This is a genomic window from Nostoc sp. DSM 114161 (assembly GCF_052692665.1).
Genome location: NZ_CP195141.1, coordinates 1931926 through 1950869, shown reverse-complemented (window position 1 = coordinate 1950869; position 18944 = coordinate 1931926). Strand labels below are relative to the sequence as shown.

Below are 18944 nucleotides of genomic sequence, written 5' to 3'. Positions count from 1 at the left end.
TTGGTCATTAGTCATTAGTCATTAGTCATTAGTCATTAGTCATTGGTCATTGGTCATTAGTTTAACTGCTAATGACTAATGGCAATTGCAAAAGGCAAAGGACGAATGACAACTGACAATGGACAAAAGACAAAGGACAAATGACAACAGACAAAAGACAAAAGACAACGGACAAAGGACAAAAGACAAATGACATTAACCGTTCGCGTAATTTCCCCAGATAAAACAGTCTGGGATGCCCCAGCTGAAGAAGTAGTTTTGCCTAGTACTACCGGTCAGTTAGGTATTTTAACTGGACACGCACCTCTGTTGACTGCCCTGGATACAGGTGTAATGCGAGTTCGTGCTGCTAAAAACCAAAATTGGGAAGCGATCGCTCTTTTGGGTGGCTTTGCTGAAGTGGAAGAGAATGAAGTCACTATTCTCGTTAATGGTGCAGAACGCGGTGACAAAATTAACCTTGAAGAAGCCCGTGCTGCCTACAACCAAGCAGAAGCACGTCTGGGCCAAGTGGCAGCAGACGATCGCCAAGCACAAATCCAAGCAACTCAAGCCTTCAAACGCGCCCGCGCTCGCTTTCAAGCCGCTGGCGGTTTGATCTAGTAATTTTGGATTTAAGATTTGTTCCAAAATCCAAAGTAATAAAAAACAAAGACGCAAAAGCATTTTTACTGCTTCTGCGTCTTTTGTGCGTTAAATCAATCAAGAGACGCGATAAATCGCCGTCTCTACGCTCTTAATTACACCATCTCTGAGGAAGTCTGTACCACTGGTTGCGGCTGCGGCTGGAACATGAACAACGAATACACCACATCTCGGCGAATATTCACCATCATATCCAAGAACAGCTCGTAACCTTCGCTCTTGTATTCAATCAGCGGGTCTTTTTGACCGTAACCGCGTAACCCCACTGATTCGCGTAAAGCATCCATTTGTTGCAGGTGTTCTCGCCAGAGTGTGTCAATGCGTTGCAAGATAAAGAAACGTTCGGCTTGACGCATCAGTCCTGGTTGAACTTGGTCGATTTGCGCTTCTTTGAGGTCGTAAGCAATTCGTACCTGTTCGTGGAGGAAGGCTTTAATCTCAGTCACAGAAATATCTTCCAACTGACTAGCCTGCAAATCTGATAACAAATAGACGAATTCTTTGACTTTTTCAACTAACTTTTCTAACTCCCACTCTTCGGAAGGTAAATCTACGTTGATGTAGTAGTCAACGATGTCATCCATCGTTTTTTCAGCGTACTTGATTACCTGTTCTTTCAAATCTTGACCTTCTAACACCCGACGGCGTTCGGCATAAATAGCACGACGTTGATTATTCATCACCTCGTCATACTCAAACACCTGCTTGCGGATGTCATAGTAGTAGGTTTCAACTTTTTTCTGTGCGCCTTCCAAGCTGCGAGTTAGCATCCCCGATTCAATGGGCATATCGTCTTCGACGTTAAAGGCTTCCATCAATCCAGCAACGCGATCGCCACCGAAAATCCGCAGTAAGTTATCTTCTAAGCTGAGGAAGAATCTTGTGGTTCCGGGGTCGCCTTGTCTGCCAGCGCGTCCCCGCAATTGGTTATCAATCCGCCGCGATTCGTGGCGTTCTGTACCAATGACGTGCAAACCACCGAGTTCTACCACTTCATTATGTTCTCGCTCGGTGAATTGTTCGTACTCCTGCTTAACACGCTTATAAGCTCCCCGCAATTTCTGAATTACGGGGTCGTCGATGGGAGCCTTTTCCGCGGCTACAGCTACCTTGTCTTCAGCTTCCAGTTCCGATAAACTGCGATCGCCATATTCGCGCACTGCAACTTCTACTGCGTCTTTGAGTATCTGTTCTGTTTCTTTTGTCAACTGGGTGGGGAAAATTTCTGGTGAAGCCCGCCAGGTTTTAACTTTTTTACCAGGGACGAAACCTTGACCGCCGCCGTGTCCTGTAGGCAATCCAGCTGCCCTTTGAACGCCAAATGCATCTTCATCTTCTGGCATCACGATGCGAGGCATCAAATATTCGCGCAACTTCAGACGCGCCATGTATTCGGAGTTCCCACCCAGGATGATATCTGTACCTCTTCCTGCCATGTTGGTCGCAATAGTTACAGCACCTCTCCGTCCCGCCTGGGCGACGATTTCTGCTTCCCGTTCCACGTTTTCTGGTCGGGCATTAAGTAACTCGTGGGGAATTTCTAGCTGTTTCAGTAATCGGCTGAGATATTCAGACTTTTCTACACTCGTGGTTCCTACTAATACTGGTCTACCGAGTTCGTGCATTTCGGCACATTCTCTGGCGATCGCTCCCCACTTGCCTGTTTCTTTCTTAAAGACCATATCAGACAAGTCTTCGCGTCTTCGTTCGCGGTTAGTGGGAATTACTGTAACTTCAAGTTTGTAAATTTTTTCAAACTCTGGTTCTTCAGTTTTTGCCGTTCCCGTCATTCCACCCAATTTGGGATACAGCAAGAACAAGTTTTGATAAGTAATTGTCGCTAGAGTTTGAGTTTCTGGCTGAATTTCTACGTGTTCCTTAGCTTCAATTGCCTGGTGCAGTCCATCACTCCAGCGCCGTCCGGGTAGTACCCGACCGGTAAATTCATCCACAATCACCACTTCTCCATTGCGGACAATGTAGTTTGTGTCTTTGAGGAAAAGTTCTTTGGCTTTGATGGCATTAAAAACAAAATGCGCCCAAGGATCTTCCGGGTCAAATAAATCTGTCACTCCCAAAAGATTTTCTGCTTCTGCAAACCCTTCATCTGTCAATAGCACGTTACGAGCTTTTTCATCCACCTCGTAATGCTCATCTTTTTTGAGGGTCAGTGCTATTTCAGCAGCTTGCAGATATTTTTCTGTAGGTCTTTCCACCTGTCCTGAAATAATCAGAGGTGTCCGCGCCTCATCAATTAAAATCGAGTCTACCTCGTCAATGACGCAGTAATTAAACGGGCGCTGTACCACATCTTTCATATCTGTGGCCATATTATCCCGCAGGTAGTCAAAGCCGACTTCACTGTTCGTCACATAAGTGATATCACAGTTATAGTTTTTCTGGCGTTCGGTGGGAGTCATGCTTGCCTGAATTAGCCCCACACTCAACCCCAAAAAGCGATGCACTTGTCCCATCCACTCAGCGTCCCGACGAGCCAGGTAATCGTTCACGGTAATAACGTGTACGCCTTTACCAGTCAGGGCATTCAAATAACTCGGCAAGGTGGCTACTAATGTTTTACCCTCACCCGTTTTCATTTCAGCAATTTGCCCTACGTGCAAAATGATACCGCCAAGTAGTTGGACATCAAAATGCCGTAAGCCTAAGACTCGGCGTCCTGCTTCTCGGACAACGGCGTAAGCTTCTGGCAAAATATCATCCAGAGTTTCGCCTTTAGCGAGTCTTTGTTTAAATTCTGCGGTTTTACCTTTTAACTCCTCGTCAGAAAGAGCGTTAATTTCTTCCTCTAAAAGGTTAATTTCAGTAACGGAAGGCTGGTACTTTTTCAGCTTACGAGCGTTGGGATCGCCCAACAAAAGTTTTAGCATGGCAGGTTATCGAACTGAATCAAAGGGGATGGCAATTAAAGATTTGGCATTGATTATAAACATTTAACCCACTCAACAGTCTTAGTTGTGGATGGGTATAAAATGAGAATTCGCTCAAAAACAGGAGAAAAACTAATCAATCAGTTTCTTAAACGATTGGTTTTAACTCTTATCTTATATTTACTCTTTCTTCATAGTATCATTTTGCCTCCAGATGGGGCATTGGGGATTGGGCAAACAGGAAGTGTCAGAGGTGTGGGAGGTGTGGGAGGTGTGGGAGGATGGTGAAAAAATCTTTCCCCCCACACTCCCCACACTCCCCACACTCCTCATCCGCCTCATTTCTCCCACTCTGGGCTAAGGCGGCGGAAATTGTAGTCGCTAGCACTGGGATGACAACTCACGCAGCTACCAATTTCGAGAGGGCGTGGTAGTTTAACTCCAGGATGCAAAGCTTTGAAATAACGGGAATTATTCAGGCGATAGGGTATTTCTTCATCGTTGAGTTTAACGCGTGAGAAAGTCGAAAGATATTTCCAGACTAAAATTCGAGGCGGATCGACCAAAGGCCTGAGTTGTGCGCCGTAGTGTTGGGAGTCTTCTAAGAGATTTTTCCAAGTTTGGGTGGGAAAAACGGATGGTGGCAAGGCAATGTGGCATGTGGAGCAATTTTCTAAATACAGTTCTTGCCCCAGTTGATATTGTGGAGGTATGACATCAACTGTGCCAATTTCGGCGGGAGGAGTGGCACTTTGGGCGTTAGTTACCAACGCTAAAAGCCAGCCCATAGCTAAACTCCAGGTGATAATTACCAAAAGTAAACCGAAAAATTGACGTTTGAATTCGCGTTCGGCGCTTTGTCTTAGCACTTGACGATCGCTCTTTGGCGATCGCTTTTCGCCATCACGAGATTTCTGCTTTACAAAAATTGACATTCCTCACATTCCCAGATTTTTAGAAGTGGCGCTTGTGTTAATCATAGGACTTACGGAGTATTAGAAGTGTTTCAAATTACGTGTAAGTAGTTTTGCTCAGGAATATAGCGATCGCTTTTTTTGGGGTACATCAAATTTAATATAAATTTTTCTAGAGCATACTACTGCTGATTATGCAATAAAAAATTTCTTGGTAGTTTTAACCTGACTCGCTAGAAAATTCAGCTAAAATACCTATGATTTCATTTACATTAATATCTTCTCTATCAGACTTGGAATAAATCGTTAATAGCAAAAGACTTGTAGCTGACTCAACTTGATAAATCAATCGATAACCAGCACTTTTACCTTTTTGGATATTACTATTGCGAACTCTGACCTTATAAACAACATAGTCTTTGCCGATACCAGCAATTCTATCTCCAAGAATATTTCCTTGCTGTAATTGCTCAATAATTGGCTGAACATCAGAGCGAATATTGCGAAATCTCTTGGAAAGTCTGTAAAGTTCTTCTTCAAATTCATCAGCAAATCGAATTGAAACCGGATTATTACTCTGCATCAATCCTGTCCCATAGCTCACTAATTGGTCTAGTTTGCCCCGTTTTTGCTTGGTGCAAGGCTCTTCTCAAACTAGCTTTAATCTCTTCAATAGGCGTATCGTCAGGGTCAACTTCTTCTAGGTCTGTTGCTTCTGGAACCAACACAATTACCCGAACCCGATCGGGATAATTCGTTCCTTGAATCGGCTCATCTAAAACTAAGTTTCCCTGAGAGTCAATTTTGCCAGTAACTTCGATCGCTTTCATCTCTCGTCCACCTGATTTTGTAGGAAATTCTAACACGCCTAAATTTAAGCACGATGCGGAAACCAAAGTTTTCATCAAGTTTTTAACTCGATCTCATTATCAAAACTAGCTAAAATCTCTCGGATTTCATTTATACCAATATCCTCTCTGTCAGACTTGCAATAAATTGTTAATAGCAAAATACTTGTAGATGATTCAAGTTTATAAATTAATCGATAACCATAAATTTTACCTTTTTGGATATTAATATTGAATGATTGCCACCTCGAAAATGAGCGAATCGTCCAAATAAAAAAGTATCTTTTTCCGTTATTTTAAGATATTTATATTTGCAAATATGATTTAGTATTTAATAAGATTACAATCGATGAGCTACATATAAAGTAGTTAAGTAACCTTTGGTAATCTCACCATTAAATTTAGTATCAATTAATTGGGCGATCGCATCAAAAAAACGCTCCTTTTTCAGGCTATCTAAATTTAAATGACCTGAGTAAGTATTTAAAAGGTTGAGATAATTTGCAGTGTTATACGTTGCATCCCATTGATAAGAGCGATATGTTACCTCACCAAACAAACCTGTTTGCTCAATCTCACCTGTTTTATTAGGAACTTTCTTCTCACGCAAAGGAGGCTCATCGTCTTTAACCAGTTCAGGAGCTAAACTTTGATATAGCTTTTGTACTTCTTCAAAGAAGCCATTACTAGCGTCACTATATACATGTTCATTCCAAAATAGCGCGATCGCTCCTTTAGATCTGAGGGCAAGAGCGGTTTTTTTGTAAGCAATAGTTGGGTCAAGCCAATGAAAAGCAGTTGCCGAAATCACTAAATCAAAAGCATTTTCTTCTATTACCCAATCCTCGAAAGCGGTGTTACGCACTTCTACTTGCGAATAAGCAGCCAGGTTTTTTTGGGCAACTGTAGCGAGATTCTTACCCAACTCAATGCAGACTATTTGATAACCCAGACGTGCAAAAGGTACAGTTGCTTGACCAGTACCACAACCAATCTCTAATATCCTTCCTCCTGGATTGATTCTTGATAGAGACACCACATCATCAAAAAGCGCTTCTGGATATCCTGGTCGTACTCGATCGTACAGCAGCGCCACTTGATTAAAAGTGGTTATTAACTGACTTCTATCATCTGTCATGAATTGGTTGTCATACCATAATTTGCTGTGTTTAATATTTTATACTCAGTTGTTCGCTTTCATCTCTTGTCCACCTCATTGTGTAAGAGATCCTAACACGCTCAAATCTAAAGGCGATCGGTAAATTATGAAAGCGATCGCAATTTTGTAGCTGGCTTTTCCTGGTAAACAAGGTGCGAAGGATGACTGTTATGAAGTAGCGCAAATAAATATCCTTCACACCAATAAATACAGTTACAAAGGTATCTGTAGAATTGTTTTTAAGGAATAGGAACTGAACGCAATAATCGCTCAACAACAGTTCTAGAATTACGCCCTCCTCTGGGAATGAGCCGATGGCAAATAACATAAGGGGCAAGAAATTTCACATCATCGGGAATGGCATAATCGCGCCCTAATAGAAAAGCTAAGGCTTGGGCAGCTCGTTGTAATGCTACAGTGCCACGGGGACTAACGCCAAGGGCGATTTCCTCATCTTGACGTGTCGCCCGCACTAATTCGAGGATATATTGTTGCAAAGAGGTTGCCACTTTGACTTGCGAGCAAAGACTACGCAATTCTTGTACTTCTGCCAAAGTAATACAAGGCTGCAAATCAGCAACCTTGACACCATTTTGGAGATTTTGCAGCATCAGGAGTTCTTCTGCTTCGGAAGGATAGCCCAAACTCAACGACAGCATAAACCTGTCCATTTGCGCTTCCGGCAGAGGAAAAGTGCCTTGATACTCGATAGGGTTTTGAGTAGCAATCACAAAAAACGGCTGGGGAACTACACGAGAGACACCATCGACTGTTACTTGATGTTCTTCCATAACTTCCAGCAAAGCCGACTGAGTGCGGGGTGTGGCGCGGTTGATTTCGTCAGCAAGTAGTACATTGGCAAACACTGGCCCAGGTAAAAAACTAAATTCGCCGCTTTTTGGGTTCCAAATGTTTGTACCAGTGATGTCAGTTGGCAATAAATCGGGAGTGCATTGTAACCGTTGAAACTTACCATCAACTGAACGAGCTAGAGATTTAGCAAGCAGGGTTTTGCCAACGCCAGGGACATCTTCTAAAAGGGCATGGCCACCACCTAACAGCGCTACTAGCACTAAGCGTATTGCCTCACTTTTACCAACAATGGTAAGAGTCAGATTTTGTGTTAAAGCGTCAATTTTTTCTCTCATGCAGTGTGGGGAATGGCGAATGGGGCATCGGGCATCGGGCATGGGGAATAGGAAGTGAGGAGTGGGGGAGATAAGGAAGTGGAACAGATGAATTAATAACCCATGCCCAATGCCCAATGCCCAATGCCCAATGCCCTATCTATTGTTCCCACTCAGCACTAAGAACTTGTCTAGCTGTTATACAGTCGAGTTGAATTTGTGTTTTCAGGGCTTCAAGAGAAGGAAATTTTTGTTCGGGACGTAAAAATTTGACTAGTTCTACAGCCAGTTTTTTACCATACAAATCACCAGACCAATCGAACAAGTGTACTTCCACGGATGGAGAAACACCGTTTACAGTTGGGCGGTTACCGATATTCATAACGCCTAAGTTCTTACTTGGAGATACATCTGGTGTTTCACTGAGAGCGAAAACTCGCACAGCGTAAACTCCTTGGCGGGGCAAAAACTTTTCTTTTGGTAGCTGGAGGTTAGCGGTAGGAAAACCAATGGTTCTGCCTAGTTGCTGTCCTTGAACGACTAAACCAAGGAGAGTGTAGGGGCGTCCTAGTAGCAGATTTGCGTTTTCGATATCCCCACATTCAAGGGTTTGCCGGATGAATGAAGTGCTAATGCGGGCATCCTGACTTGAAGCATCACTGGTGAAACTGCTTTGGGTAGGTGAGTCACCTGTATAAGTTTGTAAGGGAACGATGGTGACAGGAATATTGTATTTGGCGGCGAAGAATTGCAAATCTTTAGCAGTACCACTGCGTTTTTTGCCAAAACAAAAATCTTCCCCAATACTAATTCGCTGGCATTGAAGTTGCTCGACGAGAATTTTTTCGACAAATTCTTCAGGAGTCAAAGCAGATAATTCTTTGCCGAAGGGTAATAATACCAGTTGTTCTACTCCAAGCGATCGCAATTGCTGGACTTTTTCATCGAGTGGCGTTAACAAAGTCCGGGGTTGCCCCGTAAAAAATTCCTGTGGGTGGGGATGAAAGGTGACAACTGTCGAGTAAATATGTTGTTGATTTGTCAGTTGTTGACTTTCATTAGACTGTGGACTACCAGCTACTGACAACTGACCACCACCGTGCAATACTGGCTCAATTACCCTTTGATGACCAAGATGTACGCCATCAAATTTGCCAAGTGCAACAGCAGTCGGCGTTAGTAGCCCTTCGCTGGAAGAAGCAACCCACACAGAACACCCATTTTGAGACAAATTTAGCACGTGGATTTTGAGATTTTAGGTTTATTTTAGCTATCAGTCATTAGTCATTGGTCATTGGTCATTAGTCAAACAGGTCATTAGTCCAAAGTGAATAACCAATGCCTCATGCCCCATGCCCAATATAATTTCCTGCTGATAGCTTCCGATCGCCAATCTAATCTAAAATCTACAATTGCTGCAATCGCAACCTTTAGACAGAAAACTTGCTAACAGGAAAAGATTCTGATAAGGAAGCTGAGGTGGAAACTTGGAGTACGATTCCTTCCCGTGCCATGATAGCACCAGGGAATTTTGCAGCTGCTTGTTTTCCTACACGATCCAAAAAGTCATCATTGTGGGCTGGGTCGTGGTGATAAATCACCAAAGTTTTGACATTAGCTGCTTGTGCCACTTTCACAGCTTCTTGCCAGGTTGAATGTCCCCAGCCGATTTTCGGGGATGTTGGCGAGTGATATTCCTCGTCGGTGTAGGTGGAATCGTAAATTAGAATGTCAGCATTACGAGCCAGCCAAAGCACATTTTTGTCGAGTCGGTCGGGAAAATGTTCGGTATCAGTAATATAAGCAGCAGCACCATCGCGCCAGTTGACGCGGTATCCTACGGCTTCACCTGGATGATTTAAAGGTGCTGTTTCCACGGTAATATCATCGATATCTATTGGTTGCCCCGATCGAATGTCATGGAAACTTAAATTGGCTTGCATGATTTGTAAAGGCACGGGAAAATTCGGGTGGAGCATCTGGTCGTTGAGGCGCTGTTCTATGGTAGAACCATCAGGAGCGATCGCGCCGTAAATATGAAAGTTATTCCCCCTCACAAACCCTGGAACAAAGAAGGGAAAACCCTGCATGTGATCCCAGTGGGAGTGGGTGAAAAATATATGAGCTTCTAACGGCATTTGGCGCAATAAAGATTGCCCCAATACATGTAGTCCCGTGCCACCATCGAAAATTAAGCGTTTACCGCCCACTTGCATCTCAACGCAAGGGGTATTACCGCCGTAGCGAACGGTGTGTGGTCCTGGACTGGGGATGCTGCCGCGAACCCCCCAAAATTGCACGGTAAATTGATTCTCTATCCTAGACATGGGTGTTGCTTGCTGGACTGAGCGGGCGATAAATGAAAAAATTGTTACTTGTGTGGTTTCAGTTTATGCTGTCTGGCCGAATTTGTTAGCGAGACGATCGAAGGTAATATTTCTTGGTAAAACAGCATACCCTGTTTCCGGCTGATTGTGTAAATATCGATGAGGTACTCTAAGCTATCATTTTTAACTTTTTCAGATGTATGTGTATCCGTTATCTCAAGGGTGCCCCTAAGTTATAGCCTACATTTTCATGTGATGCATTTAATTAATTCCAATTCTTTCCTAATAATTCAATGATTCAGGGAAATTTGAATTCCCATTGAGATAATTTCTCTAGTCCAGTTGCGTAGGTCAGATTGTACTGTAAGGGAGTTATACTGATGTAGTTATTACGTACAACATGTACATCTATGGGTACATTTTCCGGTAAATTTAACCCCATTGGTGGTTCCACATCTTCAATGACTTCTCCAGTTAACCAGTAGTAAGTTTTTCCACGAGGATCGACTCGTTTATCGAATACATCTATGTAACGCCGCACTCCTTGACGCGTGAGAGTCACTCCAGCAATTTCTTCCCACTCAACAGCAGGAATATTGACATTAAGCAACATCAAATCTGGTAGTGGTTTTTGGGCTAACTGGTCTAAGAGAATTTTGGCAAACTTAGCAGCAGGTTGAAAGTTTTTTGAGGTATGACTGGTAAGACTCATGGCGACACTGGGAATGCCTTCAATTAAACCTTCCATTGCCGCGGAAACAGTCCCAGAATATAAAATTTCAGTTCCCAAATTGGCGCCTTGATTGATGCCAGAGAGAACAAAATCTGGGGGAGTATCTAGCAAAGCCCACAGCGCCAATTTGACGCAATCTGAAGGTGTACCATCGCAAGCCCAAGCTTTCACAGCCGGATCGAAAAATGATTCCACAATTTCCGCGCGAATTGGCTGGTGCATAGTTAATCCATGCCCAGTTGCCGATCGCTCTCTGTCTGGGCAAACTACTGTCACATCATGCCCTGCTTGTGCTAAATAGTTAGCTAGGGTACGAATACCCATAGCAGAAATACCATCATCGTTGCTAATTAATAATTTCATAGGCATTGGTCATTGGTCACTAGTCATTAGTCATTTGTCATTGGTCATTAGTCGTTTGTCAATGACAGTCGTCACAAGTATCAAGCAAAAAAACACATTTATTTATCCTATGTTCTCGAAGTAATAGACAGAGGTTTGGTTTGTTTGGTTGAGCTAATGTATGGGTATAACTTTATTTATCGAGCAGTTCACAGCTTTTGACTATAGACTAATGACTAATGACCCTTCGGGTTCGCCAGTTGCTCATGGGGGAAACCCCCAAGATCCCACTGGCTCACCAATGACCAATGACTGATGACTAATAACTAATGACTAGCAATTTAGAAGCTCAACTTTTAGCACTGCGGCACCAAGGAGAACAAGCGATCGCCGCCGCTGATACCCTAGAACGTCTAGAAGAACTTAGAGTTAGCTATCTGGGCAAGAAAGGGGAACTGGGGGCGCTGTTGCGGAGTATGGGGCAGCTGAGCGCAGAGGAACGACCGAAAATTGGGGCGATCGCCAATACAGTCAAAGAGTCCCTGCAAACTAGTCTAGACCAACAACGCGCCGCCTTGGAAGCCGCGCAAATCCGTTCCCAGCTAGAGGCTGAAACTCTCGATGTCACTATGCCGGGAATTTACCGCCCCCAAGGTCGCATTCATCCTCTAAATGGCATCATCGATCGGGCGCTGGATATCTTTGTTGGTATGGGCTACACCGTAGCTCAAGGGCCAGAAATGGAAACAGATTACTACAACTTCGAGGCGCTGAATACTCCGCCCGACCATCCAGCGCGTGATATGCAGGATACTTTTTACCTGCCAGACGGCAATCTTTTGAGGACTCATACATCTTCAGTGCAAATTCGCTACATGGAAAGAGAGGAACCACCAATTCGGGTTGTAGCTCCAGGGCGAGTTTATCGGCGAGATAATGTAGATGCCACCCACTCAGCAGTTTTCCATCAAATAGAACTTTTAGCCATTGATGAGGGATTAACTTTTACAGACCTCAAGGGCACAATTAAGGTATTTTTACAATCAATATTTGGCGATTTACCGATTCGCTTCCGCGCCAGTTATTTCCCCTTTACCGAACCTTCCGCTGAAGTAGATTTGCAGTGGAATGGGCGCTGGCTGGAAGTAATGGGCTGCGGTATGGTCGATCCAAATGTACTCAAAGCCGTAGGCTATGACCCAGAAATTTATACTGGGTTTGCTGCCGGATTTGGTGTAGAACGCTTTGCAATGGTATTACATCAAATCGATGATATTCGTCGTTTGTATGCCAGCGATTTGCGATTTTTGCAACAATTTTAAGTAAGCGATCGCTTTAAATAATCAAGCACTTACTACAGCTATTGCAATAGCTAATAGGATGAAAATGGAACCACAGATAAATACTGATGAATTATCTGTGGTTTTAAATAATAAATTAGGATTGATGAATTTGGTAAACTATCAGTACGTAAATTTTGTTGACGTAATATGACTGCGATCGCTGGCAAATATCTAACGCTTGAGGAATATTTAAAGTATGACGATGGCACGGATAGTCAGTATGAACTGGTAGCAGGTAAGTTAGTTGCAATGCCACCTGAAAGCCCAAAAAATGTTCAGATATCTCTGTTTTTACTGGTAAATTTCCTGAAGTTTGTTCCCATTAATTGGTTGAGTAATAAAGTTGAAATTGTTGTTGCTGGTTCTCGTGCGACAACTCGCATTCCTGACTTAGTTGTGCTGACAGATGAACTTGCAACAATCTTAGAAGGCGCAACGCGATCGACAATCACTTTAGATATGCCACCCCCGGCACTAGTTGTTGAAGTTGTTTCTCCTGGCAAAGTTAACGAAGACCGGGACTATCGCTACAAACGTTCCGAGTATGCCGCAAGGGGAATTGCTGAATATTGGATTGTCGATCCACAAAGGAACATAATTACTGTATTAATATTAGTTGACGGGTTTTATGAAGAAACCAGATTTACAGGAAATACTGCGATCGCATCTACTATCTTCCCAGAATTACAGCTAACCGCAGAGCAAGTACTTCATGTTGGAGAAAGTAATATTTAAAAGGTAGATAGAGGAAGAGATTTGAGAGGTGCGATCGCTATCAAAACTTTCATCATCTCGAACAGTTAGACGACCAGTATTCCAGAGTAAAATGTAGTCAATAATTACTAGCCAAAATTCATGCCATTCGGCGATGGACTTTTTACCGCAGGATGCAATAATAGCAGAAGAAAAGCTAACCAAATATCTGTTTATGCCGTTGCCAAAAGACGATAAATCTAAATTTTTGGCTATGGCTGGGTACACACTTGGCAACAACTGGAACGGGATCTACGCACTCAAGTTTTAACGCAACCTGCCGAGGCAATCGAAACAACTCGCTATGGACAAAAATATGCCATTCGTGCGTGTCTGTGAGGGATTAATGGCGTTGAACTTAATATTTTAACTATTTGGATGGTTGTCAACGATATAACCAAATTTGTCACCCCAGTGCCAGATCGAGGAGCCAACTAATGAAGGTACAACACCCCCTATTCTCCAAAGTTGCCTTAACGCAGGATTTACCAGAATACAACCTAAAACGAGGGGATATTGCAACAATTGTGGAACATTACCCCATGCCTGAAGGGGAAGAGGACGGGTATAGTCTGGAAGGTTTTGATTTACCCCATGTGACGATCGAAGTATCATCTCAAATTATCCCCATTGCCCAGTGGCAGCAAGAAGAAATGATTTTAGCTAAGTTACGGCAGCTATCTGGAGCAAGGCTGTTGCAATTACAAGAGTATCTCGATTTTCTCTTACAACAGGAAAAATTTGAACATCAGATTTAACATGAGTCTATTTTATAAAATTATTTAACTTTTTTTAATTTGTAGTTCAACATCTCAATAAGCTATTTATCGATAGTGCTTTCAGGTTAATGGTGACACTAAATGAAGTATGATGCGAGTCAAATTAAGGTGATAAATATCCCTCAATTAGAGCAGCTAGAAGATGGAAAGTGCTGCCGAACATACCTTTATCGCTTTACTAATACATTGCCTGAACAAAACATTATTGACGAAATTGCAAAGAGTTTAGAGAAGAGATTCAAATTTTCAAAGGAAGTATATGAGATTCCTGAAGATGTTGAAATTTGTGCATCTATTCTCATCGAGCGTTTGCAAGATGACGAAGCCAGAGTTCGTGTTTTGACAGACCACCCGGAAGAATCTTGCGTTTATCTTCTTGGTATACATACTCTGCCGCGCAAAATTGAAGAAAGGTTTGGAATTCTACAGTCAATTCAGGGCGAACAACGAGAAAATTGGATTTCGTAAAATTGCGATCGCAGCCAATTTCACAAAATATAAATGACTAACCGTGGTGTTTGCCACAGTGACTTCTTTCGTATCTGTGCTTACCAAATTAAAAATATTCAGGTGGTCGGTGAATTACACTAACCACCATGCATGAGGTTTTATTTAACTATTCCTGAATGACCTGGAATCTCTGTCAAAGGCTCAAATCTTCCACCTAAATATTGAGCGAGAAACTCTTCAGCGATCGCAAAAAAATGCAAGCGATTTTCTGGTCTAGCAAAACCATGTCCTTCGTCGGGGTAAAGTACATATTTTACTGGTAAACCAGCTTGTTGCATTGCGTTGACAATTTGGTCGCTTTCTGATTGTTTGACTCGCGGATCGTTTGCACCTTGACCGATGAGTAAAGGTTTTTGAATTTTGTCAGCGAAAAATAAAGGCGATCGCGATTTCAAAAACTCTGCTTCTGTTTCTAAATTACCAACACGGTGATAAAACATTGCCTTAAGTGGTTCCCAATAAGGCGGTATAGTTTGGATTAAAGTAATCAAGTTACTAGGACCCACAATATCCACACCCGCAGCAAAAATTTCTGGTGTAAAAGTCAACCCCACCAAGGTCGCATAACCACCATAAGAACCGCCCATAATTGCAATCTTTTGCGGGTCAGAAATACCTTTTTCCACTAGCCAATTAACACCATCAATCAAATCATCGTGCATTTTGGCAGCCCATTCCCGGTTTCCAGCATTCACGAAAGCCTTACCATAACCAGTGGAACCCCGATAATTGATTTGCAAAACAGCGTAACCACGGTTAGCTAGCCATTGCGCTTCCGGATCTAAACCCCAGGTATCGCGCACCCAAGGGCCGCCATGAACCAGCAGTACTGTTGGTAAATTCTGGCTAGGTATTCCCACAGGGGTAGTCAGGTAACCGTGGATAGTCAAACCATCCCGCGCCTCGTAGGAAATCGGTTGCATTGAAGCTAACTGCAAGCCTTCGAGTTTGGGTTGGTTACTAAACAGGAAAGTGCTAGTTTTTGACTCTCGGTTGTAAGCATAGTAATAAACTGGGCCATCATCAGTGTTATAAGCCACTAGCCAGTTTTTATCTTCTAAGTCGCGGCTAACTAAGGAGAACTCCCCAGGACGCACCTTGGCGATTTCTGCAAAATCAGCAGCAATACTCTGGTCAATTATCTGCCATTCCTGTTTGTCTTTGTAGAAAGAAACTGCTTCAATAACTCGCGTCACTGGCTGAATTACTACACCCACAAGATCGTACTGCTCATCTTGGGCAATGACAGTTTCTTGACGGGTGTTTAAGTCCACAGCTAGCAGACGTTGAGCATTAGCATCGTGATTGGCTTCGATATAAAGTGTTTTGCCATCAGCTGAAAAGCTAACAGGACTTCCTTCTTCTTCTGGCCCCCAGTGGCGGAGAATTTCCCATTCTTTATCTGTGGTTTCCCGTAATAACAAATCGTAACCACCATCAGGGGTGCTAGCTGTTGCTGCACGTACTTGGAAATCAGCATCAGCTGTCCAGCTAATAATATTACCGGGGTTGTCAGTGTCAAACTCCACCGCACCATTTTTTAAGTTAATACGGTAAACGTCGAACTTTTGCGGATTGTTTAAGTTTAAGCCTACCCGTACTTGGTCTGGAAATTTAGGGTCTATATCTACAAAGCCTACTTTTACACCCTGAAATGGTGTTAAATCGCGGACAATCTTTGACTCAATATTAACTAAGTAGAGGTGAAAGTTTTCATCACCGTCTGAGTCTTGCATGTAAATCAACTCGTTGGTGTTATAAGTCCAAAAGAAAACGCGAATACCGCGTTTTTTGTCCGCAGTTAGTATTTGGTCGTCTTCTTGTCCCACAGTTCGCAACCATACTTGCAAGACATTTTGTTCGTTGGGAGCGATGTATGCCAAATATTTGCCGTCTGGCGATAGTCTTGGGCTAGTTTTTTCGGGGTTTCCAAAGAGAATTTCACGCGGAATTAGTGGTGGCAATGAGGTTGCTGTTGCAGATGGCATATTTGATCCTCTACTTGAGTGAATAATTCGTAATTAATTTATTCAGGTTTCATGCCTCTAAATAAATTTAGAGAAAAAGACAAATATTTTTCCTAGTTTCGAGGAAACGGATTTATCAGTGAGGTAGCAATTACGAATTATGCTAACTACCCCATTGTTACTTGCTGCTGAAAATGACAATTCATCCTATTGGATGAACCTAGCTGGGAAATAAAAGAGGTAAACAAAGATGGAAAAATGATTTGTATCTTTAAATTTAGATGAATTGTTTGTAGGGTGGGCATTATAATGTCAAGTCTAACGTAGTCGTTCGCTCGTGAATGAGCCTTTGATACTCGGTGATGAGTCTTTAATACTCGTGGACGAGTCTTTGATACTCGGCGACGAGTCTTTGATACTCGTGAACGAGTCTTTGATACTCGCGGACGAGTCTTTGATACTCGGCGACGAGTCTTTAATACTCGCGAACGAGTCTTTAATACTCGTGAACGAGTCTTTGATACTCGGCGACGAGTCTTTAATACTCGCGAACGAGTCTTTAATACTCGTGAACGAGTCTTTGATACTCGGCGATGAGTCTTTGATACTCGTGAACGAGTCTTTGATACTCGGCGATGAGTCTTTGATACTCGTGAATAGTAAATTATGACACTTCTAAATAAAAAAATATTCAGCTTTTCTTGTGGGGTGGGCGTCTCGCCATTGGTGTCAACTTAACGTAGAACCGATGTCCCGCAAGGAACTGAAGTTCCTTGCTTATAGCGAAAGTCATCTGAAGATGACTGGGTATACCCAAAAATTTTTAGTCATCTTTAGATGACTTTAACTTTTAGCCTGGAACTTTAGTTCTAGGCGGGTGAGGAAGCCAACAGTTAAGCCAGTTCTAACTTAAGTTGACACCAATGACAGGATGTCCACCCCACAAGATTGGATAATTAATTTCTTAGTAATCGTAATTAACTTTATAACAGCAACCCTCAACCAAGCGCTGGATAGGCGGCACAAAACAAAGTCTAGGCTAGCGGCAATTATCGCAATGTCCGCAACGCCAGTTGGCTGCTTCTTTGCCAAAACCAAAGGCGTTTAGTAAAAACTGCCAGCGACACTGCTTGCTTGTAAAATATTGTTGCATTTGTTTGGCGGCGTGTAATTGCGTCGTTGACTGATTTTTCGCTTTTTCCTCAATGGTGTAATGAAAAGGGTCAAGCCAGTTTAACTGACCGTTGTTGTGGAGTAAAGCTAAGGCTGTGGCGGCTTCGGGAAATTGTCGAGTTACTGCGTTCACTTCTCCCTGCTTTGGTAATTTTTTCATAAGTTGCTGCGCCATTTGTTGTTGCGATCGCATTTGTTGTTCAAAAAACTGCTGTCTTTGCTTATCTTCAGGATCTAACCACCCCGTAGGTTCGCTCACCAGGGTTAACGCTTCGGCTGGTTTCTCGTCTCTTCCGGCGCGGCCGATTTCTTGCACATATTCTGAAAGCAGATGTGGCGGCTGAAAGTGAACAACCCAGCGAACATTACTTTTGTTAATCCCCATCCCAAACGCACAGGTGCAAACCACAAACGGCATTTTCCCACTCAACCAGCTAGCTTCCACTGCACGGCGTTCTGTTGCGCCCAAACCTGCATGATAACTCGCTGTAGCATAACCCATGTCTGCTAACCATTGGGCTAAATCTTCACTATCTCGCCGAGTGCGAACGTAAACTAAGCCCGATTGTTGCGGCCTATTTTGAATAAACTTTAATAATTGTTGTTTCCTGCTTCGTGGCGTCCAAGCAATGCGAACGCTGGGATGCAAATTTGAACGGTATGGATTCAACCGAAAAATCTCTGGTTGCTGTAATTGTAAAACTGTTTGAATAATTTTTTGCGCCAAGGGGTCAGCAGTAGCGGTGAAAGCTGCAATGCAGATTTTTGTTCCTGGTGGTTTTGATTTTAGCAACGCCGGACGTACCGCCCCTAATCTGCGATAAGCTGGGCGAAAAGTATCACCCCACTGCACTAAACAATGGGCTTCATCCAAAATCAAACCATTAATTTGCAATTGCGGATGAGATAATCTTTCCCAAACTGGCGCACTCAACAACGTTTCTGGCGATAAATACAGTAATCTTAGCTGCTGGCGTTCCAAAGCTTGCAGAGTTGCACGGCGTTGAGATGAAGGTAATTCACTATGCAAAAGTGCTGCCTTTTGGTGGTTTTCTCGTAATTCTTGTACTTGATTTTCCATCAACGCCACTAAGGGGGAAACTACCAAAGTTAATCCTGTTTGTAGGAGTGCGGGAAGTTGAAAACAAATCGACTTACCTCCCCCTGTGGGCATAATAATCAGCGCATCTTTTTGGGCTAATAAACTGCTGACAATCTCTCCCTGTGGCGGACGGAAATCTTCATAACCCCAAATTTTTTTAAAAGTAGCGAGAACTTCTTGCCAAGATTTTGTTGTTGGCTGATTCATAATCAATACTAGATGCACCCATATGTTTGAACACTGAATATAGCTTTTGTTTTACAGCTAATGGTTCAGTAATTTCATCATTTGAATAGTGCAACCCATTGAGGGCAACAATAAATTATAATTATTT

General features: G+C 42.9%; 20 protein-coding genes. 8 read left to right on the top strand and 12 right to left on the bottom strand.

The window, feature by feature from the left end; translation table 11 throughout:
- Positions 1–189: 189 nt before the first annotated feature.
- The gene (gene atpC / locus NSTC745_RS08255) at positions 190–603 is read left to right on the top strand and encodes an ATP synthase F1 subunit epsilon (protein WP_445636720.1); all 414 of its coding nucleotides are present in this window, start codon (positions 190–192) and stop codon (positions 601–603) included.
- A 137-nt stretch (positions 604–740) separates the two neighbouring features.
- On the opposite strand, the gene secA is transcribed toward atpC, so the two are convergent.
- A complete protein-coding gene (gene secA / locus NSTC745_RS08250; RefSeq protein ID WP_445636719.1) occupies positions 741–3533 on the bottom strand; it encodes a preprotein translocase subunit SecA in 2793 nt (930 codons plus the stop codon).
- A 102-nt stretch (positions 3534–3635) separates the two neighbouring features.
- Between secA and NSTC745_RS08245 the strand changes: the two genes are divergently transcribed.
- A complete protein-coding gene (locus tag NSTC745_RS08245; RefSeq protein WP_445636718.1) occupies positions 3636–3821 on the top strand; it encodes a hypothetical protein in 186 nt (61 codons plus the stop codon).
- 50 nt (positions 3822–3871) lie between these two features.
- Here the strand turns inward: NSTC745_RS08245 and NSTC745_RS08240 are convergent, their stop codons facing one another.
- From NSTC745_RS08240 to surE, 8 genes are all read right to left on the bottom strand, one after another.
- On the bottom strand, positions 3872–4468 hold the full coding sequence (locus NSTC745_RS08240; RefSeq protein ID WP_445636717.1) for a cytochrome C: 597 nt from the start codon (positions 4466–4468) through the stop codon (positions 3872–3874).
- A 199-nt stretch (positions 4469–4667) separates the two neighbouring features.
- On the bottom strand, positions 4668–5030 hold the full coding sequence (locus NSTC745_RS08235; protein WP_445636716.1) for a type II toxin-antitoxin system RelE/ParE family toxin: 363 nt from the start codon (positions 5028–5030) through the stop codon (positions 4668–4670).
- Positions 5020–5277 (bottom strand): type II toxin-antitoxin system RelN family antitoxin, encoded by a 258-nt coding sequence (locus tag NSTC745_RS08230; protein WP_445638557.1) that lies wholly within the window; start codon positions 5275–5277, stop codon positions 5020–5022. The genes NSTC745_RS08235 and NSTC745_RS08230 overlap by 11 nt, the downstream gene beginning before the upstream one ends.
- Positions 5278–5635: 358 nt before the next feature.
- Positions 5636–6433 carry a class I SAM-dependent methyltransferase gene (locus NSTC745_RS08225; RefSeq protein WP_445636715.1) on the bottom strand — a complete coding sequence of 266 codons (798 nt, stop codon included), beginning with the start codon at positions 6431–6433 and terminating at the stop codon, positions 5636–5638.
- 260 nt (positions 6434–6693) lie between these two features.
- The gene (locus NSTC745_RS08220; protein ID WP_445636714.1) at positions 6694–7602 is read right to left on the bottom strand and encodes an AAA family ATPase; all 909 of its coding nucleotides are present in this window, start codon (positions 7600–7602) and stop codon (positions 6694–6696) included.
- Between the two features lie 139 nt (positions 7603–7741).
- Positions 7742–8821 (bottom strand): bifunctional riboflavin kinase/FAD synthetase, encoded by a 1080-nt coding sequence (locus NSTC745_RS08215; protein WP_445636713.1) that lies wholly within the window; start codon positions 8819–8821, stop codon positions 7742–7744.
- 190 nt (positions 8822–9011) lie between these two features.
- On the bottom strand, positions 9012–9908 hold the full coding sequence (locus NSTC745_RS08210; protein ID WP_445636712.1) for an MBL fold metallo-hydrolase: 897 nt from the start codon (positions 9906–9908) through the stop codon (positions 9012–9014).
- 298 nt (positions 9909–10206) lie between these two features.
- On the bottom strand, positions 10207–11004 hold the full coding sequence (gene surE, locus NSTC745_RS08205) for a 5'/3'-nucleotidase SurE (protein ID WP_445638556.1): 798 nt from the start codon (positions 11002–11004) through the stop codon (positions 10207–10209).
- 160 nt (positions 11005–11164) lie between these two features.
- On the opposite strand from surE, the gene NSTC745_RS08200 reads away from it, so the two are divergent.
- From NSTC745_RS08200 to NSTC745_RS08190, 3 genes are all read left to right on the top strand, one after another.
- Entirely contained in the window at positions 11165–11299 is a 135-nt protein-coding gene (locus NSTC745_RS08200) for a hypothetical protein (protein ID WP_445636711.1), read from the top strand.
- A gap of 13 nt (positions 11300–11312) precedes the next feature.
- On the top strand, positions 11313–12305 hold the full coding sequence (gene pheS, locus NSTC745_RS08195) for a phenylalanine--tRNA ligase subunit alpha (RefSeq protein WP_445636710.1): 993 nt from the start codon (positions 11313–11315) through the stop codon (positions 12303–12305).
- 168 nt (positions 12306–12473) lie between these two features.
- Positions 12474–13061: a Uma2 family endonuclease gene (locus NSTC745_RS08190; protein ID WP_445636709.1), complete on the top strand. Its 588-nt coding sequence runs from the start codon at positions 12474–12476 to the stop codon at positions 13059–13061.
- Here the strand turns inward: NSTC745_RS08190 and NSTC745_RS08185 are convergent.
- The gene (locus NSTC745_RS08185; RefSeq protein ID WP_445636708.1) at positions 13017–13307 is read right to left on the bottom strand and encodes a hypothetical protein; all 291 of its coding nucleotides are present in this window, start codon (positions 13305–13307) and stop codon (positions 13017–13019) included. The genes NSTC745_RS08190 and NSTC745_RS08185 overlap by 45 nt on opposite strands.
- A 209-nt stretch (positions 13308–13516) precedes the next feature.
- Here NSTC745_RS08185 and NSTC745_RS08180 point away from each other — a divergent pair, with 209 nt between their 5' ends.
- Together NSTC745_RS08180 and NSTC745_RS08175 are read left to right on the top strand one after the other, a co-directional pair.
- Positions 13517–13837 carry a DUF4926 domain-containing protein gene (locus tag NSTC745_RS08180; RefSeq protein ID WP_445636707.1) on the top strand — a complete coding sequence of 107 codons (321 nt, stop codon included), beginning with the start codon at positions 13517–13519 and terminating at the stop codon, positions 13835–13837.
- A 102-nt stretch (positions 13838–13939) separates the two neighbouring features.
- Entirely contained in the window at positions 13940–14326 is a 387-nt protein-coding gene (locus tag NSTC745_RS08175; RefSeq protein WP_445636706.1) for a hypothetical protein, read from the top strand.
- A gap of 140 nt (positions 14327–14466) precedes the next feature.
- Here NSTC745_RS08175 and NSTC745_RS08170 read toward each other — a convergent pair whose 3' ends face one another.
- Positions 14467–16356, bottom strand: a complete 1890-nt coding sequence (locus NSTC745_RS08170) for a S9 family peptidase (protein ID WP_445636705.1) — start codon at positions 16354–16356, stop codon at positions 14467–14469.
- A 316-nt stretch (positions 16357–16672) separates the two neighbouring features.
- Here NSTC745_RS08170 and NSTC745_RS08165 point away from each other — a divergent pair, with 316 nt between their 5' ends.
- The gene (locus tag NSTC745_RS08165) at positions 16673–17005 is read left to right on the top strand and encodes a hypothetical protein (protein WP_445636704.1); all 333 of its coding nucleotides are present in this window, start codon (positions 16673–16675) and stop codon (positions 17003–17005) included.
- Positions 17006–17374: 369 nt separating this feature from the next.
- Here NSTC745_RS08165 and NSTC745_RS08160 read toward each other — a convergent pair whose 3' ends face one another.
- Positions 17375–18817: a RecQ family ATP-dependent DNA helicase gene (locus tag NSTC745_RS08160; protein ID WP_445636703.1), complete on the bottom strand. Its 1443-nt coding sequence runs from the start codon at positions 18815–18817 to the stop codon at positions 17375–17377.
- Positions 18818–18944: the final 127 nt, after the last annotated feature.